Annotated in this window: 25 protein-coding genes; 14 read left to right on the forward strand and 11 right to left on the reverse strand. The window is 47.9% G+C overall.

Going from position 1 to position 25,653, the window contains the following annotated elements:
• Positions 1 to 100: 100 nt before the first annotated feature.
• From ABJO30_12045 to lspA, 5 genes are all read left to right on the forward strand, one after another.
• The gene (locus ABJO30_12045) at positions 101 to 2,488 is read left to right on the forward strand and encodes a methyl-accepting chemotaxis protein (protein MEP3233551.1); all 2,388 of its coding nucleotides are present in this window, start codon (positions 101 to 103) and stop codon (positions 2,486 to 2,488) included.
• Positions 2,489 to 2,585: 97 nt separating this feature from the next.
• On the forward strand, positions 2,586 to 3,320 hold the full coding sequence (locus ABJO30_12050) for an SDR family oxidoreductase (GenBank protein ID MEP3233552.1): 735 nt from the start codon (positions 2,586 to 2,588) through the stop codon (positions 3,318 to 3,320).
• A 74-nt stretch (positions 3,321 to 3,394) separates the two neighbouring features.
• Positions 3,395 to 4,606, forward strand: a complete 1,212-nt coding sequence (locus ABJO30_12055; protein MEP3233553.1) for a class I SAM-dependent methyltransferase — start codon at positions 3,395 to 3,397, stop codon at positions 4,604 to 4,606.
• Complete coding sequence (locus ABJO30_12060) at positions 4,603 to 5,439, forward strand: RNA methyltransferase (GenBank protein MEP3233554.1); 837 nt, start codon at positions 4,603 to 4,605, stop codon at positions 5,437 to 5,439. The genes ABJO30_12055 and ABJO30_12060 overlap by 4 nt, the downstream gene beginning before the upstream one ends.
• A gap of 1 nt (position 5,440) precedes the next feature.
• Complete coding sequence (gene lspA / locus ABJO30_12065) at positions 5,441 to 5,959, forward strand: signal peptidase II (GenBank protein MEP3233555.1); 519 nt, start codon at positions 5,441 to 5,443, stop codon at positions 5,957 to 5,959.
• A 14-nt stretch (positions 5,960 to 5,973) separates the two neighbouring features.
• Here the strand turns inward: lspA and ABJO30_12070 are convergent, their stop codons facing one another.
• On the reverse strand, positions 5,974 to 7,113 hold the full coding sequence (locus ABJO30_12070) for a site-specific DNA-methyltransferase (protein MEP3233556.1): 1,140 nt from the start codon (positions 7,111 to 7,113) through the stop codon (positions 5,974 to 5,976).
• 219 nt (positions 7,114 to 7,332) lie between these two features.
• Here ABJO30_12070 and ABJO30_12075 point away from each other — a divergent pair, with 219 nt between their 5' ends.
• Positions 7,333 to 8,010 (forward strand): HAD-IA family hydrolase, encoded by a 678-nt coding sequence (locus tag ABJO30_12075; protein MEP3233557.1) that lies wholly within the window; start codon positions 7,333 to 7,335, stop codon positions 8,008 to 8,010.
• Positions 8,011 to 8,019: 9 nt separating this feature from the next.
• On the opposite strand, the gene ABJO30_12080 is transcribed toward ABJO30_12075, so the two are convergent.
• On the reverse strand, positions 8,020 to 8,733 hold the full coding sequence (locus ABJO30_12080) for a hypothetical protein (GenBank protein MEP3233558.1): 714 nt from the start codon (positions 8,731 to 8,733) through the stop codon (positions 8,020 to 8,022).
• Between the two features lie 270 nt (positions 8,734 to 9,003).
• Here ABJO30_12080 and thrC point away from each other — a divergent pair, with 270 nt between their 5' ends.
• The 7 genes from thrC (at position 9,004) to rnhA (ending at position 17,917) form a co-directional block, all read left to right on the forward strand.
• Complete coding sequence (gene thrC, locus ABJO30_12085; GenBank protein ID MEP3233559.1) at positions 9,004 to 10,410, forward strand: threonine synthase; 1,407 nt, start codon at positions 9,004 to 9,006, stop codon at positions 10,408 to 10,410.
• Between the two features lie 10 nt (positions 10,411 to 10,420).
• A complete protein-coding gene (locus tag ABJO30_12090; protein ID MEP3233560.1) occupies positions 10,421 to 11,683 on the forward strand; it encodes a pitrilysin family protein in 1,263 nt (420 codons plus the stop codon).
• Positions 11,684 to 11,694: 11 nt separating this feature from the next.
• Positions 11,695 to 12,291 (forward strand): GNAT family protein, encoded by a 597-nt coding sequence (locus tag ABJO30_12095; GenBank protein MEP3233561.1) that lies wholly within the window; start codon positions 11,695 to 11,697, stop codon positions 12,289 to 12,291.
• Between the two features lie 110 nt (positions 12,292 to 12,401).
• Complete coding sequence (locus ABJO30_12100; GenBank protein MEP3233562.1) at positions 12,402 to 15,338, forward strand: EAL domain-containing protein; 2,937 nt, start codon at positions 12,402 to 12,404, stop codon at positions 15,336 to 15,338.
• Positions 15,339 to 15,528: 190 nt separating this feature from the next.
• Positions 15,529 to 16,494, forward strand: a complete 966-nt coding sequence (ispH, locus tag ABJO30_12105; GenBank protein MEP3233563.1) for a 4-hydroxy-3-methylbut-2-enyl diphosphate reductase — start codon at positions 15,529 to 15,531, stop codon at positions 16,492 to 16,494.
• Between the two features lie 2 nt (positions 16,495 to 16,496).
• Positions 16,497 to 17,456, forward strand: a complete 960-nt coding sequence (locus tag ABJO30_12110; GenBank protein ID MEP3233564.1) for a homoserine kinase — start codon at positions 16,497 to 16,499, stop codon at positions 17,454 to 17,456.
• 5 nt (positions 17,457 to 17,461) lie between these two features.
• Positions 17,462 to 17,917, forward strand: a complete 456-nt coding sequence (gene rnhA, locus ABJO30_12115; GenBank protein ID MEP3233565.1) for a ribonuclease HI — start codon at positions 17,462 to 17,464, stop codon at positions 17,915 to 17,917.
• Between the two features lie 11 nt (positions 17,918 to 17,928).
• Here the strand turns inward: rnhA and ABJO30_12120 are convergent, their stop codons facing one another.
• Positions 17,929 to 18,414, reverse strand: coding sequence for a peroxiredoxin (locus ABJO30_12120; protein ID MEP3233566.1), 486 nt, complete (start codon positions 18,412 to 18,414; stop codon positions 17,929 to 17,931).
• A gap of 85 nt (positions 18,415 to 18,499) precedes the next feature.
• The gene (locus ABJO30_12125) at positions 18,500 to 19,324 is read right to left on the reverse strand and encodes a protein-disulfide reductase DsbD domain-containing protein (protein MEP3233567.1); all 825 of its coding nucleotides are present in this window, start codon (positions 19,322 to 19,324) and stop codon (positions 18,500 to 18,502) included.
• Between the two features lie 161 nt (positions 19,325 to 19,485).
• Between ABJO30_12125 and ABJO30_12130 the strand changes: the two genes are divergently transcribed.
• Entirely contained in the window at positions 19,486 to 20,136 is a 651-nt protein-coding gene (locus ABJO30_12130; protein ID MEP3233568.1) for a YqgE/AlgH family protein, read from the forward strand.
• On the opposite strand, the gene ABJO30_12135 is transcribed toward ABJO30_12130, so the two are convergent.
• The 7 genes from ABJO30_12135 to ctaD all read right to left on the reverse strand — a co-directional run bounded on the left by ABJO30_12135 (position 20,133) and on the right by ctaD (position 25,651).
• A complete protein-coding gene (locus ABJO30_12135) occupies positions 20,133 to 20,897 on the reverse strand; it encodes an SURF1 family protein (GenBank protein ID MEP3233569.1) in 765 nt (254 codons plus the stop codon). The two genes, ABJO30_12130 and ABJO30_12135, sit on opposite strands and share 4 nt — an antisense overlap.
• Entirely contained in the window at positions 20,887 to 21,279 is a 393-nt protein-coding gene (locus ABJO30_12140) for a DUF983 domain-containing protein (protein ID MEP3233570.1), read from the reverse strand. The genes ABJO30_12135 and ABJO30_12140 overlap by 11 nt, the downstream gene beginning before the upstream one ends.
• A gap of 95 nt (positions 21,280 to 21,374) precedes the next feature.
• Positions 21,375 to 22,208, reverse strand: a complete 834-nt coding sequence (locus ABJO30_12145; protein ID MEP3233571.1) for a cytochrome c oxidase subunit 3 — start codon at positions 22,206 to 22,208, stop codon at positions 21,375 to 21,377.
• A gap of 36 nt (positions 22,209 to 22,244) precedes the next feature.
• Positions 22,245 to 22,844 carry a cytochrome c oxidase assembly protein gene (locus ABJO30_12150; GenBank protein ID MEP3233572.1) on the reverse strand — a complete coding sequence of 200 codons (600 nt, stop codon included), beginning with the start codon at positions 22,842 to 22,844 and terminating at the stop codon, positions 22,245 to 22,247.
• 13 nt (positions 22,845 to 22,857) lie between these two features.
• The gene (locus tag ABJO30_12155; protein MEP3233573.1) at positions 22,858 to 22,992 is read right to left on the reverse strand and encodes a hypothetical protein; all 135 of its coding nucleotides are present in this window, start codon (positions 22,990 to 22,992) and stop codon (positions 22,858 to 22,860) included.
• Positions 22,993 to 23,001: 9 nt separating this feature from the next.
• Positions 23,002 to 23,934, reverse strand: coding sequence for a heme o synthase (locus ABJO30_12160; GenBank protein ID MEP3233574.1), 933 nt, complete (start codon positions 23,932 to 23,934; stop codon positions 23,002 to 23,004).
• Between the two features lie 115 nt (positions 23,935 to 24,049).
• Positions 24,050 to 25,651, reverse strand: coding sequence for a cytochrome c oxidase subunit I (gene ctaD, locus ABJO30_12165; protein ID MEP3233575.1), 1,602 nt, complete (start codon positions 25,649 to 25,651; stop codon positions 24,050 to 24,052).
• Positions 25,652 to 25,653: the final 2 nt, after the last annotated feature.

Genomic DNA, 25,653 nt, shown 5'->3' on the forward strand with positions numbered 1-25,653 from the left:
AAGACAAACGGTAACACTTTAGTCATCATGTTAATTCATATTTAGCTAACGTTTCAAATCCCTAGAGGGTCTTCTTAGATCAAACAACTGGAATGCTCATATGAATGCCATACTGTCGAATTTTTTTCGTAATCGGTCAATTCGCTCTACTGTCGTATGGTCTAATCTGCTTCTTATTGGTCTTACAATTCTTATCGCAATTATCAGCTTCGTTGCGCTCAATCAACTTTTAAGAAACGCGGAACAAAGCAACGAATTGGTTGGTGGCTTTACTGAAATCAACAAAGTGTCTGGCGAACTAAAAAAGTACCTACAAACGCGTGATATTCAGCACATTGATGTGAGCGAAAAACTACTCATTTCAATCCAAGAAAAAATGAACGCCTCTAGCGAACATCATGTCCAGCAACATAGCGATAAAATGGCGCCATTGCTGAGTGCGATGCTTGCCAAGACAACCGTTCTAAAAACGGGTTTTGAACTGCAGCGTGCAGAAAATAAAGACCTACAGACAACAGTTTATAAGCTTGGTTCAATAGTGAATGCGAGAAAAAGAAAAGCGGGTCGCACACGAACACAATTGCTTTCTGATCAAAACGATAACCTCAAGATTGAACAACAAAAACAAAATGCCCTTCAAAGCGCTTATCTCCTTCAAGATCGAATTGATCAGCTAGTCGAGATTTTACCCGGCATTTATGATGCTTTGAATTCAAAACAAGAAAAGCAAGCAACGACTGCCCTCAAAAATATTGTTGGATCGATTGAAGCGCTGCATCAAATCGTTGACCTTACTGGCACACCTAAGCTTTACGCCGAGATAGAGACAAAAGTCAGCGAATTAGAAATTGGCTTGAAAAATTTATTCCGCGAAGGCCTAGGATCAAACATCTCAACGGCTGATCTCGAGCCTGTTCAGACAACCTTAAAAACAATAGAAACTTTGGTGGATGAGTTTACTGGCCAAATCAACCAATTTGAAAGCGCCGCTCAATCTATCGATGCTGAGCTCGCCCTTATTGCGCAAGATATTCAAAAACAAGACAACATTATCCAAACCGTTGTTGCCGCGCAGAACGCTTACAACACCTTTGAACTTGCGCCTCAGTTGAACAATCAAATTATCCTCAAACAGCGTTTAGATGCCACGACTAAAATTGCAGAGGAACTTATCGCAAGTAAAGACACCATAGGCGCTGATCTCGCGAATGCCCTTAAAACACAAATCCAATCACTCACGAAAATTGCAATAGAGCGAAACGAAACAATCAGCGACCTCATCAATAGTTCGCTGAAAACAAATGTTCTAATTTCCAACGCATCAATAAACAGCACACGAAGTGCCATCGACATCAACAAAATAACCACTTTGTTGACCGCAACAGTCATCGCACTTGCCATTTTGCTTACCTTTGCAACGATCTACGTCATGACGAGAGTTATTGTGAAACCAATCGGCACGATGACAGACATTATGTCTCGCCTTGCGGCTGGTGAAATTGACGTTGTGGCTGGCTTCCAAAAGCGAGCCAATGAAATTGGTAAAATGCAGGACGCCGTTGAGATTTTCCAATCCAATGCAATTCAACGCATTAAACTAGAAAAGACGACGTCGCTTGATTTCGCCCGCGAACAAACACGCCAGAAAGAGATCGACAAACTGATCGCCAACTTCAAAGAAGAAGCATCAACCCTTCTCACATCTTTCAATGAGCAAGCAGACGAAATGCATGAGACCGCCGCCTCTATGAATTCGATGGTGGAAAATGCTCACAAAGAAAGCGCTGAGGCCAAAGACAACTCCTTTGCGTCGACATCAAGCATTCAAACTGTTGCGACTGCGGCTGAAGAGCTGTCTATTTCAACCCAAGAGATTACGCGACAAGTTCAAACCACCAGCGCTATCGTTGATCAAGGTGCTTCCAATGCAACGGACACATCTAACAGGATCTCTACTCTTGCGACATCGGCCCAAAAAATTGGTGATGTTGTTAGCCTCATTCAAGACATTGCAGAACAAACCAATTTGTTAGCCCTTAATGCGACGATCGAAGCGGCGCGGGCTGGTGATCACGGCCGTGGGTTTGCTGTCGTTGCTTCTGAAGTTAAATCGCTGGCTTCACAAACCAGCCACGCGACCAGCGAGATTGCTCAACAAATCGCGGATATTCAAGCAGCCAGTGACGATGCTGTTGAAGCAATTTTCTCTATCAATGAAATGATGGATAACGTTAAAGGGCATACCGAGACCATTGCAGGCTCTGTTACCCAACAAGATGCCGCGACACAAGAAATTTCAATGAGTGCAAAACAAGCATCGACGGATTCAAGAAAAATTTCAGATAATATTTCAAATGTAAGTGACACGGTGCAACAAACAAATGCATCAGCTACAGCCATTTTAAATTCATCAAACCGTCTCTCACAAAACGCAACACGGCTGAATGATCACGTCGAAACCTTCTTGAAAAAAGTCGCCACGGCATAGAGCCAAGCCTCATTAATTCGTTAGACATTCCAAAGTTACAAGGCTAGGCTCTGACCACTCTCATACTTTCACTGAGAGATGAAAGCGGAGAGCTACAATGCGCAAAATCCTTGTATTAACAGGCGCAAGTCGTGGCATTGGCCATGCAACAGTTAAGCGTTTTTCTGCTGATAATTGGCGCGTTTTTACCTGCTCACGCCAAGCCTTTGATTCGCGTTGCCCATGGCCCGGCGGCGAGGAAAACCACATTCAAGTTGATCTTGCAGATCGTGACAATCTCACGAAAGCTATTGCGCTCATTAAAGATAAAATCTCCGAAGATGGCGGCGCACTTCATGCCTTGGTCAACAATGCGGGCATTAGCCCAAAAAACGACGAAGGCAACAGATTGTCATCGGCGGAAACGAATATGGATGTTTGGAGCCAAGTGTTTCAGGTCAATTTCTTCTCACCCATCATGTTAGCGCAAGGCCTTTTTGATGAATTGAAGAAAGGCCAAGGTGCCGTTGTAAACGTTACCTCAATTGCAGGCTCACGGGTTCACCCCTTTGCAGGATCGGCCTACGCCACATCCAAGGCCGCACTTTCGTCCCTAACACGTGAGATGGCATCCGACCTTGGACCGCATGGCATTCGGGTTAATGCAATCGCACCTGGTGAAATTGACACATCAATTCTGTCGCCGGGCACAGAAAAGATTGTCGAAGAAATACCTCTTCGCCGCCTTGGTGCGCCCGCAGAAGTGGCGGAGACAATCTATTATCTTTGCAACGGACCTTCGAGCTATGTCACCGGATCAGAAATCCACGTAAACGGCGGTCAGCACGTTTAATCGCTTGGATGTTGTCTAACCCAGCAAATAGCGCTAACAAGAGCGCTCTTTCATGATGCAATAGATAGCTGCTAATGGCACCGCCCCGTAAAGGTTCTGGAAAATTCAACAAACGTCCGCAAGGCGGGAAATCATCTCGCAAGCCGGAGGGTAAATTCCGTCCGCTTGCTGGCGGCGTTGCGCCTAAGCGCAATGAGAAACCAAGTGGCGGCGCTGCAAAGCACGCCCATAAAACAAGCGGCGCCACGCCTAAAGGCCCTGAAAAGACAGGTGCCGCCGCTACAAAGCACGCAGACAAGCCAGAAGCTTTTGAAAAAGAAAAAATCGAAAAGCCGCAGCCCGTTCGCCGTGCTTTGAACCAAGGCCCTACCCCGCGCTCTCACGCGCCGCTCATGCTCACCATGCCATCGTTCGATGACTACGAACTCATCGATAGCGGGTTTGAGCAAAAGCTGGAACGCTATGGTCCTTACACCGTGGTTCGACCTGAAGGACAAGCCCTTTGGCAACCGCGTTTAAGTGAAGCAACATGGAATGCAGCAGACGCTGTCTTTTCTGGAAATGATGACGAAGAAACAGCTGGACGCTGGCGCTTTCAAAATCGCTTGGCTGAGGCGAAAAAAGAACATGACTGGACGCTTGGCCATGAAGGGCTGAAATTCCAAGCCCGTTTTACAGCCTTCCGCCATATGGGTTTTTTCCCAGAGCAAGCTGCCCACTGGCATTGGTTTCATGACCTGATCAAAAACGCTGGCCGCCCCATCAAAGTGTTGAACCTATTTGGATACACTGGCCTTGCTTCCCTTATGGCGGCAAAAGCGGGTGCCTCAGTCACTCATGTTGATGCCTCGAAAAAAGCGATTGGTTGGGCGCGCGAAAACCAATCAATCAGCGGCCTTGATGAAGCCCCGATCCGTTGGATTTGCGATGATGCGGTTAAGTTTGTGGAGCGTGAAGCGCGACGCGGGAATACTTATGACGGGATCATTATGGACCCACCTAAATATGGGCGCGGTCCGAAGGGCGAAGTTTGGCAGTTTTTTGAAGGTGCGAATGATTTGCTTCATGCCTCTCGCGCTATTTTGTCAGAAGACCCGCTGTTCTTCATTCTCTCATCTTACGCCATCCGCGCCTCGTTTATGGCAAGCCATGAATTAGCCCGCGATGCATTTTCGGGACTTGGCGGCGTCATCGAATCTGGTGAGCTCTTAATCAATGAAACAGACAGCGAGCGACAGCTTTCAACATCGCTTTATACACGCTGGTCGAAAGAAGGTACGAAATGAGCGAACGGCCAATCCGTGCGGGTGTCTATAAAGAAATCACCAGCGTCTCCAATCCAATTATCAAAGACATTCGCGGCCTCACTCAGCGTAAGAACCGCACCGCGTCCAACCAGTTCTTGGTTGAAGGCTTGAAGCTTGTTGCCAGTGCTGATGAAGCAGACTGGCCGCTTCGTATTTTCGTGTTTGCCAAACGCATGATGGAAAATGAACTGGTGCAGAAAATCGCCGCCAGAACAAAAGCCCGTGGCGGCATGGTGCTTGAAGTAAGCGAAGCCGTTCTCGGCAAAATCGCACGGCGCGACAACCCGCAAATGGTGGTCGGTGTATTCGACCAAGTTTGGGCATCACCATCCACGATCAAAGCCAACGACCGTGATTTATGGATAGCACTTGAAGGTGTCAAAGACCCTGGAAACCTCGGCACCATTATGAGAACCGCTGATGCTGCAGGCGCTAAAGGCATCATTTTGGTTGGCAATACCACAGACCCGTTTGCGCTAGAGGCAACCCGCGCGACAATGGGTTCTGTCTTCGCCCTGCCCTTGGTCAGATTTTCTGAAGATGAATTTAAAGCCTTTGCCAAGAAATGGCCGGGCCTCGTTGTTGGAACGCATCTTAATGGCGCCGTTGATTATCGCACCGTTGACTACAACAAGCCCTGTATTTTGTTCATGGGTAATGAGCAATCCGGCTTGCCGCAAACATTGGTTGATAGCTGCACGGACCTTGTAAAAATTCCGCAGCAAGGCAAAGCTGACAGCTTAAACCTTGCCATCGCGACCGGAGTGATGTTGTTTGAAATTCAACGTGATGTTTTAAACTTCGAGGGTTGAGATGAACGAGACGCCATCTCCTGATCAAGCTGAAGGCTCAAGCCAAACCAAGCGCCATGCGATCATCGGCTTGATGGTCGCACTCGCCATGCTTGTTGCAGATCAAGTGATTAAAGTGACTGTGGAGGCTGAGCTTCCATTTCAACAACCATTAGAAGTGCTGCCATTCTTTGCGATGTATTACACGTTTAATACAGGCGTCGCTTTTTCCTTTATGAACAATCTCTCCCCCTTTGCCCTGCTTTTGATCGCTGGGACCGTGGTGCTCATCATGCTGTATCTGTGGTGGCAAGCCCGCCATGATGGGCTACTTCCTGCCATTGGGTTTGGCATGATTTTCGGCGGTGCCATTGGCAACATCATCGACCGCGCGCTTTATGGGCACGTTATCGATTATGTGTTGCTGCACTGGGACGATTGGTCGTTTGCCATTTTCAATCTGGCGGATGCCGCGCTCACGGTTGGCGTAGCGCTCATCATTTTTGCCAATTTGTTTGTGGCACCAAAGGACGACAGTTAGATGGTCGGAATGGCTTAAGCAGCCATTCCCTGTCTGATGATTGTACGCAGATCATCAATCGGCTTTAGGTCGCCTTTTCCATCTTCAAAATGCCAAAACGTCCAACCATTGCAGGCATCAAGCTCTTGCACGGCAGCACCCATTTTATGGATAGAACCTGTCGCACCTTTTGGCTTATCGCTCATAATTTCAAGCGACCCATCAACCCGCACCTGTGCTACATAACGACGTTTGGTGTCTGTCAGCAAAGTACCCGGTTTCATCAATCCAGTTTCCAGCAATTGACCGAAAGCAACACGCGGCTGCGCCCGTTTTCCTTCAACCACTTTCAAGACGGAAGCGTCTGAATAGACGATGCTATCAATACGTGCTTGGGCTGCTTCGATATAATCTGTTTCACGCTCAATACCGATAAAGTGGCGGCCAAGCGCCTTTGCAACAGCACCTGATGTGCCTGTGCCAAAGAACGGATCTAGCACCACATCACCGGGCTTGGTTGAAGCAAGCAAGACACGATAAAGCAGCGATTCTGGTTTTTGGGTTGGATGAACTTTTTTACCGTCATCCCCCTTCAAGCGTTCACCACCATTGCAAATTGGTAGCACCCAATCAGAGCGCATTTGCAAATCATCGTTCGCCATTTTCAGCGCTTCATAGTTGAAGGTGTAGCCTTTGGCATCTTGCCCTTTAGAACACCAAATCATAGTTTCATGGGCATTGGCAAAGCGACGGCCACGGAAATTTGGCATTGGGTTAGACTTGCGCCAAATCACATCGTTTAAAATCCAAAAATCAAGATCTTGAAGCGTTGCGCCAACACGGAAAATATTGTGATAAGAACCAATCACCCATAGCGTACCGCTTGGCTTCAATACGCGACGTGCAGCAAGCAACCATGCTTTTGTGAATGCATCATAAGCTTCGAATGTATCAAACTTATCCCATTCATCATCAACCGCATCCACATGAGATTGGTCTGGGCGCTGCAAATCACCCGCGAGTTGAAGGTTGTAGGGAGGGTCTGCAAAAATAACATCAACACTATTTGCCGGTAATTTCGACAATTCGGCGATGCAATCACCTTGAATAATCTGATCCAGCGGCAAACTGGTAGTCTTTATTTTATTCTGCGCTTTTTTCTGCGACGACGCCATAACACAATCCAACTCAGTACATTTGAACAGGGGTAAACGCCCCATCGTTCGACAATCAAGCGACATAGTTACTCAATATGGTGAAAACGCTGTTTACAGAGTTGGTAAATGAAAAATTAATTTGGATGAGACGTAAGGAGCTAAAATCTACGGTTTAATTTATAATCATCCGTGCTAAACCACCTCACGCGGATAGATAACGAGAGACACCCTATTACCATGCTGATTATTTTCGATTGCGACGGCGTATTGGTGGATTCAGAAATTTTGGCAAAGCAGGTCGAACTTTCTGTTTACGGCGAGCAAGGCTTTGAAGCTTCTTTAGAAGAATTCTCGGAACGCTTTTCTGGCATGACGGGAAAAGAAATCATGCGCGACATAGAGGACGATCTGGATAAGGGTCTACCCGAAACGCTACATGATGACATTCAAACCCGCATTGACGATAAGCTCGCAACGGAACTGAACGCGATTAAAAATGTGCATGAGATGCTGGACCGACTCGATAACCCGCGTTGTATTTGTTCAAATTCGTCCATGGAGCGGCTCGCAATCAGCCTAAAGCGCACCGAGCTTCACGATCGTTTTCGCCCTTATATTTTCTCCGCAACGGAAGTTGGCAATAAAGAGCCTAAACCCAGCGCAAACGTTTTTCTGCACGCAGCTGAACAGTTAGAGGCAAACCCTGCTGAAACCATTGTGCTCGAAGATTCCGTCCACGGTGTAACAGGTGCGGTTAAAGCAGGCATGCGGGTAGTGGGTTTTACAGGCGGCAGCCATACATACCCAACACATGCAGAAAGCTTGATGGATGCAGGTGCAGAAACCACCATCAACAAACTGCTAGACTTTCCAGCTGTTGTTGAAGCGTTTAAAGAATGGGATGGTCGTCTTTAAAAGAACGACTTAACCATCATCTTGTTGACCTGCGTTCGAAGCAACCGTTGCATCGCCTCGCACATCAAAGCCAACCAACACCTTTAGGTTTTCTTCTTCAGGAAATGGGATTTGTAGATTTTCTTCTACAAAGGTGAAGCCTTGCGCAACCGCCGTTGAGAAATTGACTTGTTGCGGATAAATTTGGCTATACAAAACTTCCGTGCCGTTACGCACGACCGAGATGCGAACAGGAAGTGAAACCCCGCTTCCAAGAAACTTAGGGCCTCTTACCGCACGCCCGGCAACACCGACACGAATATTCATAATACCGTCAGTCGTTTTGCACTCACGACCAGTCCGTGTGAAGCTAGCCTGATGGGTAACGTCACTTGCTTGGTCGTTACCGCCATCAATATATGCCGTCAAAACACCCGTACCATTAAGCACTTCCAGCTTAGGGCAATACCCCCTGCGTGCACTATTTGAAAGCACAGTGTTCGGTGTTTGACCTTGACGAGCTAATTCTTCTTGATCGGCTTTGGATAGCCTAATTTTTCGCGTATTCTTACCTTGTGAGAGCGGCGCAGAGGCACTAGATCCGCTGATATCGTTAACCTCTTCTTCTACTTCGATCACGATAGAACCGTCATCACCTGCCAGTTCCTTTTGCCCCGCACAAGCAGCAAGCAACCCGCCTACGGCACAAAAAACAAAACAATGTTTCAGAAATTTCGATCGCATTTTCAAAGTCACTCGCCACAGTTTGGAATGTTCTAGCTTTGGCTTATAGCAAAAAAACCACCAAGTTTAGAATAAAGTTTCATTCATTTAAGGCGGTCTTCACCAAGTTTCCGCCAAGCTGTCCGCTCTTCGCTCGTTAATTCGTTCAAATTGTGGCCTTTTTGATGTTCGCGCAAAATCAAAATGATGCGATTACGCTAAGTTGGGCTTGTCGATTGGCAATGAGGCGAGTAGTGTCCGCTAACTTTTCAACAGCAAAATCGACCAACGATGAAATATATCAGCACGCGAGGCGAAGCACCGGCCTTGAGTTTTTGTGAAGCGGTTCTTTCAGGCCTTGCCCGTGATGGTGGTCTGTACGTACCGGAGAAATGGCCGCAATTGTCAGCGGCGGAAATTGCAGATTTTGCAGGACGCCCCTACGCTGATATTGCCTTTAAGGTAATCCATCCCTTTGTAGACGGCGAAATTGCCGATGCTGATTTGAAAAAAATGGTCGATGAAGCCTACGCGACCTTTCATCACCCTGCTGTCGCCCCCCTCATCCAAGTTGATGACAATGAATTTGTGCTAGAACTGTTTCACGGTCCAACGTTGGCTTTCAAAGACGTTGCCATGCAGTTGCTATCACGGTTGATGGATCACGTTCTCGGCAAGACCGATGCCCGCGCGACCATCGTAGGCGCGACATCTGGTGATACTGGCGGTGCGGCGATTGAAGCATTCAGGGGCCGTTCAAATACAGATATCTTCATCCTGTTTCCAAATGGCCGTGTTTCAGATGTTCAACGCCGCCAAATGACAACAGTCGGCGATGCCAACGTTCATGCACTAGCCATCGACGGCAATTTTGATGATTGTCAGGCAATCGTGAAATCGATGTTCACTCATTTAGAATTTCGCGATCGCGTTGCCCTTGCTGGTGTCAATTCTATCAATTGGGGCCGCATCGTAGCGCAAATTGTCTATTACTTTACAGCTTCCGCAGCTGTTGGCGGACCTAGTCGCCCTGTTACTTTCGCCGTACCAACCGGCAATTTTGGCGACATTTTTGCAGGCTACGTTGCAAAGAAAATGGGCCTCCCCGTTGACCGTCTCGTGATTGCGACAAACCGCAATGACATCTTAGCGCGCACCTTGGAGAGTGGTCGTTATGAAGGCGATGGCGTTGAAAAGACGATTTCGCCATCAATGGACATTCAAGTGTCTTCAAACTTTGAACGACTTTTGTTTGATGTTCACGGACAAGATGGCGCAACCATCCGTGGTCTTATGGAAAGCTTGAAGCAAAGCGGATCGTTTGAGCTTGCTAACGACCCATTCAGCAAAATTCTAACGGATTTCGATGCTGAACGCGCAAGCGAAGAAGAAACCAGCGATGAAATTTCTAAGACGTACAACGATGCAGGCTACCTGTTAGATCCGCACACTGCTGTCGGTCGTGTTGTTGCGAATAAAACTTGCCCAGAAGCGCCAATCATGGTGACATTGGGCACGGCTCACCCCGCTAAATTTCCAGATGCTGTAAAAGCAGCAACTGGAGTGCATCCTGCACTACCAAGTTGGATGGGTGACCTCATGGATCGGGAGGAGACCTTTACCGTGTTGCCAAATGATGTATCTGCCGTCGAGGCATTTATCGAAGACCACACCCGCGCCATCAAAGCTGAGAGTTAAGCAGCTTTAGATGGAGGTAAAAGTCACACGGCTTGATAATGGCCTAACCATTGTCACAGATCACATGCCGCACCTTCAAAGTGCTGCACTTGGCGTATGGGTGAGTGCGGGTTCACGTGCTGAAAGCGAAAGCGAACATGGCCTTGCTCATTTGCTTGAGCACATGGCTTTTAAAGGCACAAAGACCCGATCAGCCGCTGGCATCGCAGAAGAAATCGAAGCTGTTGGCGGCGAGTTGAACGCCGCGACCAGCATTGAAAACACAGCTTATTACGCCCGTGTTCTATCTGATGACGTCCCGCTTGCCGTGGACATTCTGTCCGATATTTTACAAAATTCTGTCTTAGATCCAGAAGAATTGGCAAAAGAGCAGCATGTAATCTTGCAGGAAATTGGCGCCTCGCTGGATATGCCAGAAGACCTCGTTTTTGACCGTTTCCAGCAAACAGCCTTTTCAGGCCAATCCATTGGTCGTCCGATTTTGGGTACACCTGAGAGTGTCACGAACTTCACGCCAGATACAATTTCTTCCTATTTGGGTAAGCACTATACCAGCGAAGAAATGGTGGTAAGCGCTGCAGGCGATGTTGACCACGACAGTTTTGCACAACTCGTCGCAAGTAAATTCGACCATGTTGCCAAAGGACATGGGAAAGCATCAACCGCCGCTCAATATACAGGCGGCGAATTGGTTGAAAACCGCGACCTACAAGAAGTTCAAATTTTGCTTGGTTTTGAAGGAAAGTCCTATCAAGACGATGACTTTTTCACCATACAGTTTCTAGCAGCAGCCCTTGGTGGCGGCATGTCATCACGACTGTTTCAAGAAGTGCGCGAAAAGCGCGGCCTTTGTTATTCAATCTATGCCTTCCATTGGGCCTATTCTGATACGGGACTATTCGGTGTTCATGCCGCGACTGGTGATGAAGACATTGAAGAACTTATGCCTGTCATCTTACATGAATTAAAACGCCTCGCCGATGATTTGGACGAAAAAGAAGTTGCCCGCACCAAAGCACAAATGCGTGCTGGATTGTTGATGAGCTTAGAAAGCCCCGCAACACGCGCCACTCAGCTTGCTCGCCACCTCCTCATTTTCGGACGCGTCATTCCACCTCACGAGCAAATTGAACGCCTTGATGCTGTTACCGTCGATGATATTAAACGTCTCGCATCAACCTTATTTACATCGTCAAAACCAACGCTGACGGCGATTGGACCCGTTGACAAGCTCATGTCTTCAGAAGAAATTGAAGCACATCTAAAAGCCTAGTCATTTACCGCATGATCGATTTATTCAGCTCCTCACTTCATAAAACGACAACAATTGAAACGCCGCGTTTAATGTTGGTGAACCCGACAATGAAGCATTTTGAGGCTTGGGCTGAATTGCGCGCCAAGAGCAGAACTTTTCTGGAACCGTATGAACCTGTATGGCCAAAGGATGACCTGACCCGGGCCGCCTTTAAACGGCGCATAAAACGTTATCAAGACAGCGATAAGAGCAACAATGGCGCTTCGTTTCTGTTTCTCACCCATGAGGGAGAAATGATCGGCGGCGCCACAATTTCTCGCATGTTGCGCGGCGTCGCACAGTCTTGTGCCATCGGTTACTGGATTGGCGAACAGCACATACAAAAAGGCTATATGAGCGAGGCATTATACGGTTTGCTGCCTTATGTTTTCATCCAGAAAAAGTTCCGTCGATTAGAGGCTGCATGTTTGCCGCATAATACTGCTTCAATCAAAGTTTTGGAGAAAACAGGCTTTACGCAAGAAGGATATGCACGCGAATACCTCAAAATTGCGGGAAAATGGCAAGACCATTTGCTTTTTGCTATGCTAGAAAGTGACTTTAGAAGGCAGAAATCGTCAATCTAAGGTTGATTGATCGGCATTTTTCTGGCTTTTGAGAATGAAGGTCTTTTGAGATCATCGATAAGATGTTCAAAGAAGACAAACAGGGTAATTTTGAGCGTTTGGACTAAGACATGCTCTACAAAAAGGTGATCTGCAAACAGCCAGCCGTATTGCGCTATGCGTTTTACGTCCTGCACTTTTGTCGTGCGTGGCTTTTAGCATTGGCTTTGACCTTCACGATTGCCTCCGTTGCAAATGCAAACGGCCCTATCGAAGTACCCGTTGACGAAACAGCTCTTGATCTCACAAATGCGATTGAGATGCGTTTGGATGTTGAAGAAAAAATTCGCGTCTCAACATCACCAGACCAAGATGGCATTGTGCGCCGTATTGAAGTGCGTTCTAAAGAAAATCCGAACGCTTCCCATTGGATCATTTTTTCGCTTTCCAATCCTTCAGACCAACAAATTGACCGCTATTTGGTAACCCCGCATTTTCGTCTTGCTGGCTCCAAACTTATTTGGCCAGACCTTGGTGCATCGCGTCTTGCGTCTCTCAGCCGCAGCGAAGGCTTTGCCCCTGAGCGTATTCCTGATGTTGAAGCTGATGTTTTCCGCATCACCATGAACCCAGGCGACATCGTCACCTATGTAGGTGAATTGCGTACCCGAGAAGTGCCTAAAGTCTATTTGTGGGAACCGAATGCTTACAAAGAATCGGTGAATAGCTTCACGCTTTATCGTGGCATCGTTATTGGTATCTCCGGCCTTCTCGCCGTTTTTCTAACGATCCTCTTCGTTGTCAAAGGAACTGCCATGTTCCCTGCAACCGCGATCCTTTCATGGGCTGTGCTGCTTTATGTCTGTGTTGATTTCGGTTTTTGGAACAAGCTTGTCGACATTAAAGCAGGTGAAGATCAATTCTGGCGAGCAGGCACTGAAGTGTTCTTTGCCGCAGCGCTGCACATCTTCTTGTTTGCCTATTTGAACCTTAACCGATGGCACATCAGCTACACCACGGTGGCTCTTGGTTGGCTCGCAGGTCTTGCGGCATTGCTTGGTATTGCTTTTTATGACCCGCCAGTTGCTGCCGGTGTCGCGCGATTATCCGCTGCTTTAACTGCCATTTTGGGCGTGCCGCTTATTTTGTACCTATCGTTCAAAAAATACGACCGTGCGATCATGATCTTGCCAACATGGCTCTTGCTCGTTGCATGGATTGCAGCAGCATGGGCTACTGTTACAGGCATTTTAACAAGCGACATTGTTCAACCAGCCCTTATCGGCGGATTGGTGCTTTTCGTTTTGTTGGTAGGCTTCACTGTTATGCAGCACGCTTTTTCTGGCGGTGCATTAGCTGAAAATTATGTAAGCGATACAGAACGCCAAGCGCTCGCTCTTGTGGGTGCTGGCGACATTGTATGGGACTGGAATATTCAACGCGACCGGATCACGACAGCTGGCAAGGTTGAAAAGGTTCTGGGCCTTAAGCCGAACAGTCTTGAAGGCCCTGCCCGTGTTTGGTTGCAAGCCTTGCACCCTGCAGACCGAGATCGGTTTAAAGCAACGCTCGATGCGATCATAAAATATAAGCGCGGCAAAATCGGACAAGATTTTAGATTGCGCGCTGAAGATGGCAATTTCCGCTCGTTCAAATTGCGCGCTCGCCCAATCGTCGGCCCTGATGGTGAAGTGGCACGTTGTGTCGGCACGATGTTGGACGTTACAGACCGTCGCATGGCGCAAGAGCGTATGCTCCACGATGCCGTTCATGACAATCTAACAGGCCTTGCAAATCGCACCTTGTTTATCGACCGTATCAACACAGCCCTTACCAATGCCAGCGTATCAGGTGCAAGCAAACCGGCCGTATTCATCATAGATATTGACCGCTTCCAGCAGGTCAATGATAGCCTCGGCATCTCAGTGGGTGACAGCATCATTATCGCGATTACCCGCCGGTTATCACGCCTGACCAAACCACAAGACAGCCTTGCCCGTTTAAGTGGCGACCAATTTGGTCTTCTGCTTCTATCTGAACACGATGCTGAACGCATTGCAGCCTTCGCAGACGGCCTTCGTCGCGCCATCAAAGCGCCTATTGCCTTTGGTGAGGAAGAAGTCTTCTTATCCACCTCAATTGGCATCGCCATGTATGATGGCCAATATCAACAAAACGAAGATATTCTAAACGACGCAGAACTTGCCATGTTGCAAGCAAAGCGCGCGGGCGGCGACCGCATCGAAGCCTTCAGACCGATCTTCCGCAACCTTAAAAACAACCCGCTTTCTCTCGAGAACGACCTGCGCCGTGCCATTGAACGCGATGAACTCAGCGTTCACTATCAACCAATCGTGCGGCTTGCAGACAAATCAATTGCTGGTTTTGAGGCGCTGCTTCGCTGGAAGAATGCAAAGCGTGGCGATGTACCTGCCGCAGAGTTCATTCCGGTCGCAGAACAATCTGGCCTGATTATTCCAATCGGTCTTTTCGTGCTGGATGAAGCAGCAAAGCAATTGTCTAAATGGCAAGATATGATGGGCGGTAATTATCCGTTATTCGTCAGCGTCAATGTTTCAAGCAGACAATTGTTGCGCCATGACCTCATCAATGATGTCAAAGCCGTTCTTTCCAGAAATTCCTTCCTGCCCGGTACTTTGAAACTAGAAGTGACCGAAAGCTTGATGATGGAAAACCCAGAGCACTCATCACAAGTTTTAGAGCGCGTAAAAGAACTTGGCGCGGGCCTTTCCCTTGATGATTTTGGGACTGGATATTCATCACTCGCCTACTTGCAGCGCTTCCCATTTGATACCATCAAAATTGACCGTTCGTTCGTTCATGGAGATGATGATAATCAGCGCCCTGTCATTTTAAAATCAATCGTTGCGATGGCCCATGATTTAAAAATGAATGTCATCGCGGAAGGTGCTGAATCTGAAGACGATGTGGCAACGCTCTACAAATTGAAATGCCAATTTGCGCAGGGCTATCATTTTTCTCTGCCTTTACCGGCAGATGAAGCCGAGAAAATGCTTCGCCGTACGATGCCAGAAGCGGCACACTAAGAACCGACCACACAGTATTTTATGTATGCCTTCACCATCTTAAACAACGAATTGTTGTAATTGGTACGTGATTTTTTCCCTTACATTATGTAAGAAGAAGCACGATATGGTTTGTTGACGAACGACCCTACTAAACCACCTAGTGGAAATTGCCGGCGTTAACGCCGTGATTGGGAAAACTGAGAGACTCATGAGCGACCAAAAGAAAACACTCAAAGTGAAAATGTGTGCCCCGCGCGGGTTTTGTGCTGGCGTAGACCGCGCAATTCAAATCGTCGAAATTGCCATTGAACGCTACGGAGCACCTGTCTATGTGCGCCACGAAATCGTTCACAACAAATATGTTGTCGAAAGCCTAAAGCAAAAGGGCGCTGTTTTCGTTGAAGAACTTCACGAAATTCCTGAAACAAATCAACCTGTGATCTTTTCAGCCCACGGCGTACCAAAATCAGTGCCGGAAGACGCATCAACACGCAACATGTTCTACCTTGATGCGACGTGTCCCCTTGTTTCTAAAGTACACCGTGAAGCAGAAATTCATTTCAAAAAAGGTCGCCACATTCTTCTTGTCGGTCATGAAGGCCACCCAGAAGTTGTTGGTACAATGGGCCAACTTCCTGATGGTTCAATTGAGCTGATCGAAACAGAAGAATCCGCACGCACCTATCAACCTAAAAACGACAACGAGCTTGCTTGGATTACTCAAACAACGCTATCGCTTGATGACACTGCAGAGATTGTCCGTATTTTGCAGGAACGCTTCCCAGAAATTCACGGCCCACATAAAGACGACATTTGTTATGCAACAACCAATCGTCAACATGCGGTGAAACCTGTTGCTGCAGAAGTGGACGCGATGATCGTTGTTGGTGCACCCAACTCATCAAACTCTCAACGCCTTCGCGAAGTCGCGGAACGGGCGGGTTGTGCGAAATCTTATTTGGTTCAACGCGCGACAGAGATTGCATGGGACGAAATTGGAGAGATCCAGTCTCTTGGCGTAACTGCAGGTGCATCAGCGCCAGAAGTTTTGGTAGAAGAAGTTCTTGATGCCTTTTCAGCCCGCTATGAACTCGAAATTGAAATTATCGACACCATCAAAGAAGATGTCGTTTTCAATCTACCGAGAGAGTTGCGCGCGCCCGCTGCTCAATAAACATGGCAGTCTATACCGAAGTTTCAGATCACGCGCTGGAAGCCTTTCTGCGCCATTATGACATTGGCGACCTTGTGTCTTTTAAAGGCATTGCTGAAGGCGTGGAGAACTCCAACTATCTGCTGCGCACAGATCAAGCTAGTTTCATTCTAACCCTTTATGAAAAACGCGTGGATGCCAATGATCTGCCGTTTTTCTTAGGCCTGATGAAGCACCTTGAAGGTCGCGGTCTTTCCTGCCCAACACCTTGCACTCAAAAGAACGGCGAAAGTCTTGGCATCCTTGCCAAGCGACCTGCTGCAATTTTCACCTTTCTTGATGGCTTCTCCGTCTCCAAACCAACTCCACATCATTGTGGTGAACTTGGCCGTGTCTTGGCTGAATTCCATTTGGCGGGAGAAGGTTTTGATATGCCAAGACCCAACGCACTCAGTGTGAAGAATTGGCGGCCACTGTTTGAGCTTTCAAAGTCTCGCGCCGATAGTGTGCAAGCTGGGCTTGAGAACGACATTTCAACGATGCTGGCGGATTTGGAAGCCAATTGGCCGACCAATCTTAAACGCGGCATCATCCACGCTGATCTATTTCCAGACAATGTCTTCTTTTTGAAAGATCAATTGTCTGGTCTGATCGACTTTTATTTCGCATGCAATGACATGCTTGCTTACGATATAGCGATCTGTCTCAACGCATGGTGTTTTGAACCAGACCTTTCGTTCAACATCACCAAGGCGAAGGCCTTAATGCGTGGGTATGAGAAAGTGCGAAAACTGGACGCCGATGAGAAGGAAGCAATGCCTTTGCTTGCTCGTGGTGCTGCCTTGCGCTTTTTGCTGACCCGCCTTTATGACTGGTTAGAAGTGCCAGCCGATGCGCTTGTCACCCCGCACAACCCTTTGGAATATTGGCGCAAGATGCGTTTCCATAGCAGCGTGAAAAGTGCTGCCGAATACGGACTATAAAACCCATGACTACCGCAACAAAAAAAGAAGTCACCATCTACACAGACGGTGCATGCTCCGGTAATCCTGGCCCCGGCGGATGGGGTGCAATCATGCGTTTTGGCGAGCATGAAAAAGAATTAAACGGCGGTGAGTTTGAGACCACCAACAATAAGATGGAACTGACGGCAGCTATCGAATCTCTCAATGCGCTGAAGGAACCTTGCATTGTAAACCTTCACACCGATTCTCAATATGTGAAGGGTGGCATCACAGGTTGGATTGAAGGCTGGAAGCGCAATGGCTGGAAGACGGCCGCCAAAAAGCCTGTAAAGAATGAAGAGCTATGGCGCGCGCTGGAAATTGCGCGCGACCGCCACAATGTTAGTTGGCACTGGGTAAAGGGCCATGCAGGCCATCCCGATAATGAGCGGGCCGATGAATTGGCCCGCCAAGGGATGGAACCTTACAAAAACACGTAATTGCTCAGCTCTTAAAGAGCTTCGAGCAATGCCGCCGCACCAGAAGCCGTTGCCTCTTTCGGGCTGTCTTCCACATTAAGGTGCGTTACTTTGCCGTCGTCTATCACCATGGAATAACGCGCTGAACGCACGCCCATGCCAAAATCAGACAGATCGAGATCCATACCGATGGCTTTTGAAAAGTGAGCCGCACCATCTGCAAGAAAATGGATTTTGCCGCTACCACCCGTCGCAATCGCCCACTGTTCCATCACGAACGGGTCGTTGACGGATACAACCGCCACTGCATCGACACCCTTCTCGGTGAAAGAAGCGAGGTTATCAAGGAAACCTGGCAAGTGATTGCCGTGGCATGTTGGTGTGAAAGCTCCTGGAACGCCAAAAACTACAACCTTTTTGCCTGCACCAAATTCATTGAGGTTAAATGGGCCCGGGCCATCATCCGTCATGATTGCAAAATTTGCTTCCGGAAGTGTGTCACCAATTGAAATGGCCATGTTTTTTGCTCCAAAAATGAGTATGTGTTGGCGCACAGCTTAGCACGCTCAACGAGGTCTAACACAAGTTTTTTGTGTCTCAGTTTTAGTTTAGAGCAATGGTTTGATCGAGCGCTTCGCCATCTGCGATGATTGTAAGACGCAAGGCTTCATCGCCTTTCAAACTGTCTTTTATAGCGCGGTAAAGAGGTACCCGCACCTTCTGTGTGCCAGCATCGCCCGCAACAGTCATGGGAATATTCAACGGCTCAAAGTACCAATCTTCCGGTCCTTCAACTAGAACAACCAACTTTTCAACGTTCTTGCTCAGCTGAACCTGCAAATCAACATACTCGTTGTCGCCCTCAGTTAAGTGAGCAGCAGATTTAACCTGCAATCCTAGATCATCACTGGACACAGGCACTTGTGAAAGTGCTTCTTCGATCAACGCAAAGTTTGGTGTTTGTGGTTTGTTTGGTGACAGAAGCGTAGAAAAATTGACATCCACCGGCACACAGATTTCAGCACATACACCAAAGAAAATAGAGAGATTGAAATCCACCGATTGGTCGATATCTTCGGGCTTCATTGCAAACGGTAAAAGCACTCGTTTCTTATAACCAACGCCCTTGCCCGACCCATCTTTAAACACTTGTGGTGCAGGCCATGAAACTTTGAAATTTTTCAAATTGCTTGAATTTTTGACATCAAAAAGGGGTGGGATACCGTTTCCACCTGGCTGGCGCCAATAGGTCTTCCAACCGTCTTCCAGTTCCACTTCGAAGCCACCATGATAGTGGCCATCATCCGCCATAGCGCCCATGATCAACCGTGCTTTATGGCCAAGGCCAGATGTCCACGGCGTCGTCTCAGCATGGCTTGTGCCTGCGAAAAACATTGTCACCAAAAGGGCTGTAATTAGTCGTTTCATAGAGGAGGTATCTTTGATATTCGAGCGCGGAAAACCTAAATTTCAGTGACCATATTACCAAAAGGAAGATAACACGCTATAAACGTAAGCGTGAGCGAGTTAACATTGCCGTGATTAATTACCCTAATTGGTTTTTGAAAAGCGATAGACGCCACCACCCAATGGCTGCTAACGTTATTGAAAATCCAACCGTAAAAATGAGCCAGTCCAAAGCCATGACATCCGAGCAGAATTTCACGTCTTTAAAGGGACATGTACTGATTGCGATGCCTGATATGGATGATAGCCGATTTAGAAAATCCGTTATCTATATTTGCGATCACACGGCAAAGGGAACAATGGGTATTGTCGTCAATCGCCCCATGAATTCCCTGTCATTTGTAGACCTTTTGCAACAGGTCAATATTTTGGAAGAAGAAAACGCTGTTCTATTGCCAAGTGCGGCAAGCGGCATTTCAATTCACAAAGGTGGCCCTGTCGAAACGGGTCGTGGCTTTGTGCTTCATTCAAGCGATTATCATTTAGAAGATTTGACCGTTCGAATTGACGACGAGGTTAGCCTGACAGAGACGCTGGAAATCTTGAAAGCATTGGCGCGAGGCGAAGGGCCGGAGAAAGCCTTTATCGCGTTGGGCTATGCGGGATGGACTGGCGGACAACTAGAAGATGAAATACTGAGCAATGGCTGGCTGCATGGCCCAAGCACGCCTGAAATTATCTTTGGCGACAATTTAGACGCGAAATATGATGCAGCTCTTGCTGAAATTGGCGTTGACCCTGCCCTCTTATCCAGCAGTGCTGGCCACGCTTAAGCGGACGCTTTAAACCGCGACCAAGCCAAAGCCATATAAACACCAATTAATGTCAGCGCCAATCCGTACCACGTAACCGCATAGCCTAGATGGTTGTTTGGAAACTCGACAATCGTCACGCCGCCAATTGGTAGGCGGTTATTATCTTGTTTGTCTTCGTAGATGAAAACTGGCGATGTTGTTTGCTTATCAAGCGCCGCCATCTCCGTCATGTCATCCATGCTGCGCCAAAAGAAGATGTTGGTCTTAAGGTCATTGTCTGGAAGAAACCGGTTTGGTTTATCTACATCTGGGAACCGAACCAGCCCTGTCACATCCACTTCACCACTGGGTTGGCTGTTTGCACGGGTCGATCCCAATTTTTGTTCTGTTGGTACAAACCCACGGTTGATCAAGACGACGTTGTTAGAACCGCTGAGGGTCAAAGGCGTATAAACATGAAAGCCAGCGTCACCGTCCAGCGTTGCGAAATAGAACATCTCCTTGGAATGATCCAATGTGCCGCGAACTGTGACGGGCTGATATTCCAATTTTCGCCGATCCGTCTTGATCTTGCCTGTAAACTGGCCTTCGATCGTTTCAAAAGGAACAGGGGCTGCTTTGATTTTGTTTTCTACATTCGTAATCAGCGCTTCTTTCCAGATAAGTCGTTTGACCTGCCAAGACCCAAGAATAATGAGAATGGACAAAGCGCCAAACGCAAAGACCGAAAGAAATGCGAAGCCGCGTGTGAATACGGGGTTTTTTATATCAGTCGTCATTCTCATTACTTTCTACAATGCGGCCTTCTCGCGCCTGATTTTGATATTGAAGCGCTACCATAATGCCTTTGAATGGACGTAGCAGAGCAAAACACAAAATCAAGATAGTCGGCGTCCATAAAACAGCGTGGACCCAATATGGCGGTTCATAAGAAAGCTCAACATAAAGGAAGAGCGCGCCGACGATCATGCCGACCAGTAGGATTATGAAGATAGCTGGGCCATCACCCGCATTGGCAAAGGCGAGATCAAGATTGCAGGCACGGCAGCGAGGTTTCACATTTAAAAACCCATCAAACAATTTTCCCTCACCACAACGCGGGCAACGGCAAGCAATGCCTGTCGCAAACGGTGATTGGGGTGGGTAATTGTTTGAGCTCATGCGGGTTCTTTCCAAGGTAAAAGGGCCAAAGGTAAAAGGGCCAAATGAAAAAGGGCGCGAATAACGCGCCCTTTTTAAAGTGTATTCAATGGCAGCTAGTGTCCAATGGTGCCGCCAAAATTGCCCCATACATAGATGGCAGCAAAGAGGAAGAGCCATACCACATCAACAAAGTGCCAGTACCATGCAGCCGCTTCGAAGCCGAAGTGCTTTTCTACTGTCATGTGGCCTTTGTAGGCGCGGATCAAGCAAACCAACAAGAAGATGGTTCCAACGAATACGTGGAAGCCATGGAAGCCTGTCGCCATGAAGAAGGTGGCGCCGTAGATTGAATCAGCAAAACCAAATGGTGCTTCAACATATTCGTAAACCTGAACCGCTGAGAAAATCACGCCCAATATGACGGTGCAGATAAGACCAAGCTTCAAGCTGTCGCGGTCATTATGAAGAAGAGCATGGTGCGCCCATGTCACTGTTGTACCTGAAAGCAGCAAGATCACTGTGTTAAACAGTGGCAAATGCCAAGGGTCTAGAACCGTGAGATCTGCTGGAGGCCATACACCACCAGTGTGCTCAACACGAGAGAATTGAATTGCTTCATCAGCAAATAAGCTTGCATCAAAGAAAGCCCAGAACCATGCAACGAAGAACATAACTTCAGATGCGATGAACAAGATCATACCATAGCGAAGGTGCAGCTGCACAACCGGTGTGTGATCACCTTGATGCGATTCTTTAATCACATCGCTCCACCAGCCAAACATGGTGTAAAGCACGATCAGCAAGCCGATGAGCATAACCCATATGGACCACATATCTTTCATCCAGAAAACAGCGCCAAACGCCATAACCAGCGCGCCGATGCTGCCGACCAGCGGCCACGGGCTTGGATCGATAATGTGATAATCGTGATTTTTGGTTCCAGCCATTTTATACCTCACTTAGAAATAGGTCGCTCAGTGACACTATTGAATTCGTTTTTCCTCGTTTTCCTTCAAGTTTGCAAGAGTTTCCTCATCAAGTTCACTCTTAAAAAACGTATAGGAAAGGGTGATAGTTTCGACCTGATTGACGTCGGGATCGTTAACGTATTCAGGATCGATGAAAAAGATCACAGGCATGGTTTGCTTTTCACCTGGTTTCAAAACCTGATCGGTGAAGCAGAAGCATTCCAGCTTGTTAAAATAAGCACCAGCACTTGGCGGTGAGACGTTGAAGGATGCTGTTGCGCCTGTTGGTATATGGGCAACGCTTGCAATTTGGTAATTGGCTTGTTCAGTCGCGCCAATCTTGACCTTCATTTTGGTGACCACTGGGTCAAATTCCCAAGCAAGACCAGAACCAACATTCGCGTCAAAGCGAACGGTTATCTCACGGTCGAGCACTTCAGTCGGCGCAACGTCCGCACGCTGGGTCGTGCCGCCATAACCTGTTACCTGACAGAAAATTTCATAAAGGGGAACGGCTGCATAGGCCATGCCGACCATGCCTGTAACAAAGCAAACGCAAGCAATCGCAACCGTACGGTTGGCTGATTTCTTGGTATTGGTCTTGTCGTCGTGCACGTTCATCTCACCCTTAAAATACGAATTTAAACCAAGTCACGGCATAAAACAGAACAACCAGCCCGCCAAGAACTGAGGCGATAGCAATCGACCTTGCGCGGCGGCGTTTCTTTTCTTCATCCGTTAGTTTGACGAGTTCTTCAATCATGGTTTTTTCCTATAGCCCTAACAATGTTGCCAGCGGCTTAAGAAGCAGCGCTGCAAACAGAAGGAATAAATAGAGGATCGAAAACTTAAACAGCTTCTTCTCAGCGAGCATGTTGTCGCTACCCGCTTTTTGCCAAACCTGTACAGCACGCCATACAAAGATTGAGCCGAGAACAATTGCGATGATGCCATAAGCAAGATTGGCAAAACCAAGTACCCAAGGCAGAACGCCAACAATAGCAAGCGGCACAGAATATAAAACCATCTGCAAGCGCGTGTGTTTTTCACCCGCAACATTTGGCAGCATCGGCATACCGATCACTTCGTAGTCGCCCATTTTAAACAGCGCAAGCGCCCAAAAATGCGGTGGTGTCCATAAGAAGATGATGGCGAATAAAATCCATGCTTCAACTGGCGCTGTGCCAGTCATTGCAGCCCAACCAACCACAGGAGGGAAAGCACCAGCCGCACCACCAATAACGATGTTTTGCGGCGTCGCGCGTTTCAACCACATTGTGTAGAAGACGGCGTAGAAGAAGATTGTGAAGGCAAGAAGGCCCGCTGCCACCCAATTAGCGACGAGGCCCAAAATCAACACTGAAAACAAAGAGAGCGTGAGGCCGAGAGCCAAAGCTTCTTGACGTGTGCAACGGCCTGATGGAATGGGACGGTTAGCAGTGCGTGACATTTGCGCGTCAATGTCTGCGTCATACCACATATTCAAAGCGCCTGAAGCACCAGCACCAACGGCAATGCAAAGTAGCGATACGGCGGCTAAAAACGGGTGTAGTCCGCCTTGCGGGGCAAGCACGATGCCGACAAAAGCAGTAAAGACGACAAGTTGCATAACGCGCGGCTTTAGAAGCTCGAAGAAATCCTTCGGGCCTGCCAGCGAAATGCTTGGTGCTTGTTGCACGTCGTTTTTTGCATCCATCATCGACATTTTAAACTACCTGTTGATCTCTCGATCACACCTCATTTTTAAACGCTCTTTATTAGGCGAAAGCCGCCACCCGAAGGTGACGACCAAATTCGTATCACGCAAATAAGCTTGAGGCTTATTTGATGCGTGGAAGCTCTTCCCACTGGTGGAATGGTGGTGGTGAAGGAAGCTGCCATTCAAGTGTTGTGGCACCCTCGCCCCATGGATTGTCGCCCGCAGGACGCTTTTTCATGAAGGCTTCAAGCACGCAGTAAAGGAAGATCAAAACACCAAGGGCTGAAAGGTATGAACCGTATGATGAGATTTTGTTCCAACCAGCGAAGGCATCTGGATAATCCGCATAGTGGCGCGGCATACCTGCAAGACCTAGGAAGTGCTGCGGGAAGAACACGACGTTCACGCCGATGAATGTTACCCAGAAGTGTGCACGAGCCAAGAAGCTTGAGTACATGTAACCTGTCATTTTAGGGAACCAGTAGTACCAGCCAGCGAAGACGGCAAACACGGCACCAAGTGACAACACATAGTGGAAGTGAGCAACCACATAGTACGTGTCATGGTAAGCGCGGTCGAGACCTGCGTTTGCAAGCTGCACGCCTGTTACACCACCAACGGTGAACAAGAAGATGAAGCCAACAGCCCAAATCATCGGTGTGCGGAAATCGATAGAACCGCCCCACATTGTGGCAATCCATGAGAATATTTTAACGCCGGTAGGCACCGCAATCACCATCGTTGCAATCACGAAGTAGGCTTGTGTGTTGGCTGAAAGGCCAACTGTAAACATGTGGTGCGCCCACACGATAAAGCCAACAACACCAATCGCAACCATCGCATAAGCCATGCCGAGGTAGCCAAAGATTGGCTTCTTCGAGAAGGTTGAGATGATGTGCGAGATAATGCCGAAACCTGGCAAGATGAGAATGTACACTTCAGGGTGACCAAAGAACCAGAACAAGTGCTGGAACAGAATTGGGTCGCCGCCGCCTTCTGGTGAGAAGAAGCTTGTACCGAAGTTACGGTCTGTCAAAAGCATTGTAATTGCGCCAGCAAGCACTGGAAGTGAAAGCAGAAGCAAGAAAGCTGTGATCAATACAGACCAAGCAAACAACGGCATTTTGTGCAGTGTCATGCCTGGTGCACGCATATTGAAGATTGTTGTGATGAAGTTGATCGCGCCAAGAATGGACGATGCACCTGCAATGTGTAGCGCAAGAATGGCCAAGTCCATCGCTGGTCCTGGCTGACCTGTGGTCGTGAGTGGCGGATAGATAAACCAGCCAGACCCAACACCGTTCGCCCCCGCAGGGCCTTCAACGAACATGGATGATACAAGAAGGATGAGCGCTGGAGGCAACAACCAGAATGAAATGTTGTTCATCCGAGGGAAAGCCATATCCGGCGCGCCGATCATGATCGGGACGAACCAGTTGGCAAAACCACCGATAAGCGCTGGCATCACCATGAAGAAGATCATGATCAAACCGTGGCCTGTTACAAACACATTATAAACGTGCGTGTTTGAGAAGAACTGAAGGCCCGGCTCTTGAAGCTCTGCCCGCATTGCAACCGACAAGAAGCCGCCCAAAATACCCGAAAAAATCGCAAAGATTAGGTAGAGTGTACCGATGTCCTTGTGGTTGGTTGAATAAAACCAACGCTTAAAGAAAGTCGGCTTGTGTTCGTCATGATAACCATGATCTGCTGCTGCTGTCATTA

Source organism: Hyphomicrobiales bacterium, assembly GCA_039973685.1.
Lineage (GTDB): Bacteria > Pseudomonadota > Alphaproteobacteria > Rhizobiales > JACESI01 > JACESI01.

Excerpts from the sequence above, each read along its gene's own strand:
- ABJO30_12045 (MEP3233551.1), top strand. The coding sequence starts at position 101 with ATGAATGCCATACTGTCGAATTTTTTTCGTAATCGGTCAATTCGCTCT.
- ABJO30_12050 (MEP3233552.1), top strand. The coding sequence starts at position 2,586 with ATGCGCAAAATCCTTGTATTAACAGGCGCAAGTCGTGGCATTGGCCAT.
- ABJO30_12055 (MEP3233553.1), top strand. The coding sequence starts at position 3,395 with ATGGCACCGCCCCGTAAAGGTTCTGGAAAATTCAACAAACGTCCGCAA.
- ABJO30_12060 (MEP3233554.1), top strand. The coding sequence starts at position 4,603 with ATGAGCGAACGGCCAATCCGTGCGGGTGTCTATAAAGAAATCACCAGC.
- lspA (MEP3233555.1), top strand. The coding sequence starts at position 5,441 with ATGAACGAGACGCCATCTCCTGATCAAGCTGAAGGCTCAAGCCAAACC.
- ABJO30_12070 (MEP3233556.1), bottom strand. The coding sequence starts at position 7,113 with ATGGCGTCGTCGCAGAAAAAAGCGCAGAATAAAATAAAGACTACCAGT.
- ABJO30_12075 (MEP3233557.1), top strand. The coding sequence starts at position 7,333 with ATGCTGATTATTTTCGATTGCGACGGCGTATTGGTGGATTCAGAAATT.
- ABJO30_12080 (MEP3233558.1), bottom strand. The coding sequence starts at position 8,733 with ATGCGATCGAAATTTCTGAAACATTGTTTTGTTTTTTGTGCCGTAGGC.
- thrC (MEP3233559.1), top strand. The coding sequence starts at position 9,004 with ATGAAATATATCAGCACGCGAGGCGAAGCACCGGCCTTGAGTTTTTGT.
- ABJO30_12090 (MEP3233560.1), top strand. The coding sequence starts at position 10,421 with ATGGAGGTAAAAGTCACACGGCTTGATAATGGCCTAACCATTGTCACA.
- ABJO30_12095 (MEP3233561.1), top strand. The coding sequence starts at position 11,695 with ATGATCGATTTATTCAGCTCCTCACTTCATAAAACGACAACAATTGAA.
- ABJO30_12100 (MEP3233562.1), top strand. The coding sequence starts at position 12,402 with ATGCTCTACAAAAAGGTGATCTGCAAACAGCCAGCCGTATTGCGCTAT.
- ispH (MEP3233563.1), top strand. The coding sequence starts at position 15,529 with ATGAGCGACCAAAAGAAAACACTCAAAGTGAAAATGTGTGCCCCGCGC.
- ABJO30_12110 (MEP3233564.1), top strand. The coding sequence starts at position 16,497 with ATGGCAGTCTATACCGAAGTTTCAGATCACGCGCTGGAAGCCTTTCTG.
- rnhA (MEP3233565.1), top strand. The coding sequence starts at position 17,462 with ATGACTACCGCAACAAAAAAAGAAGTCACCATCTACACAGACGGTGCA.
- ABJO30_12120 (MEP3233566.1), bottom strand. The coding sequence starts at position 18,414 with ATGGCCATTTCAATTGGTGACACACTTCCGGAAGCAAATTTTGCAATC.
- ABJO30_12125 (MEP3233567.1), bottom strand. The coding sequence starts at position 19,324 with ATGAAACGACTAATTACAGCCCTTTTGGTGACAATGTTTTTCGCAGGC.
- ABJO30_12130 (MEP3233568.1), top strand. The coding sequence starts at position 19,486 with ATGGCTGCTAACGTTATTGAAAATCCAACCGTAAAAATGAGCCAGTCC.
- ABJO30_12135 (MEP3233569.1), bottom strand. The coding sequence starts at position 20,897 with ATGACGACTGATATAAAAAACCCCGTATTCACACGCGGCTTCGCATTT.
- ABJO30_12140 (MEP3233570.1), bottom strand. The coding sequence starts at position 21,279 with ATGAGCTCAAACAATTACCCACCCCAATCACCGTTTGCGACAGGCATT.
- ABJO30_12145 (MEP3233571.1), bottom strand. The coding sequence starts at position 22,208 with ATGGCTGGAACCAAAAATCACGATTATCACATTATCGATCCAAGCCCG.
- ABJO30_12155 (MEP3233573.1), bottom strand. The coding sequence starts at position 22,992 with ATGATTGAAGAACTCGTCAAACTAACGGATGAAGAAAAGAAACGCCGC.
- ABJO30_12160 (MEP3233574.1), bottom strand. The coding sequence starts at position 23,934 with ATGTCGATGATGGATGCAAAAAACGACGTGCAACAAGCACCAAGCATT.
- ctaD (MEP3233575.1), bottom strand. The coding sequence starts at position 25,651 with ATGACAGCAGCAGCAGATCATGGTTATCATGACGAACACAAGCCGACT.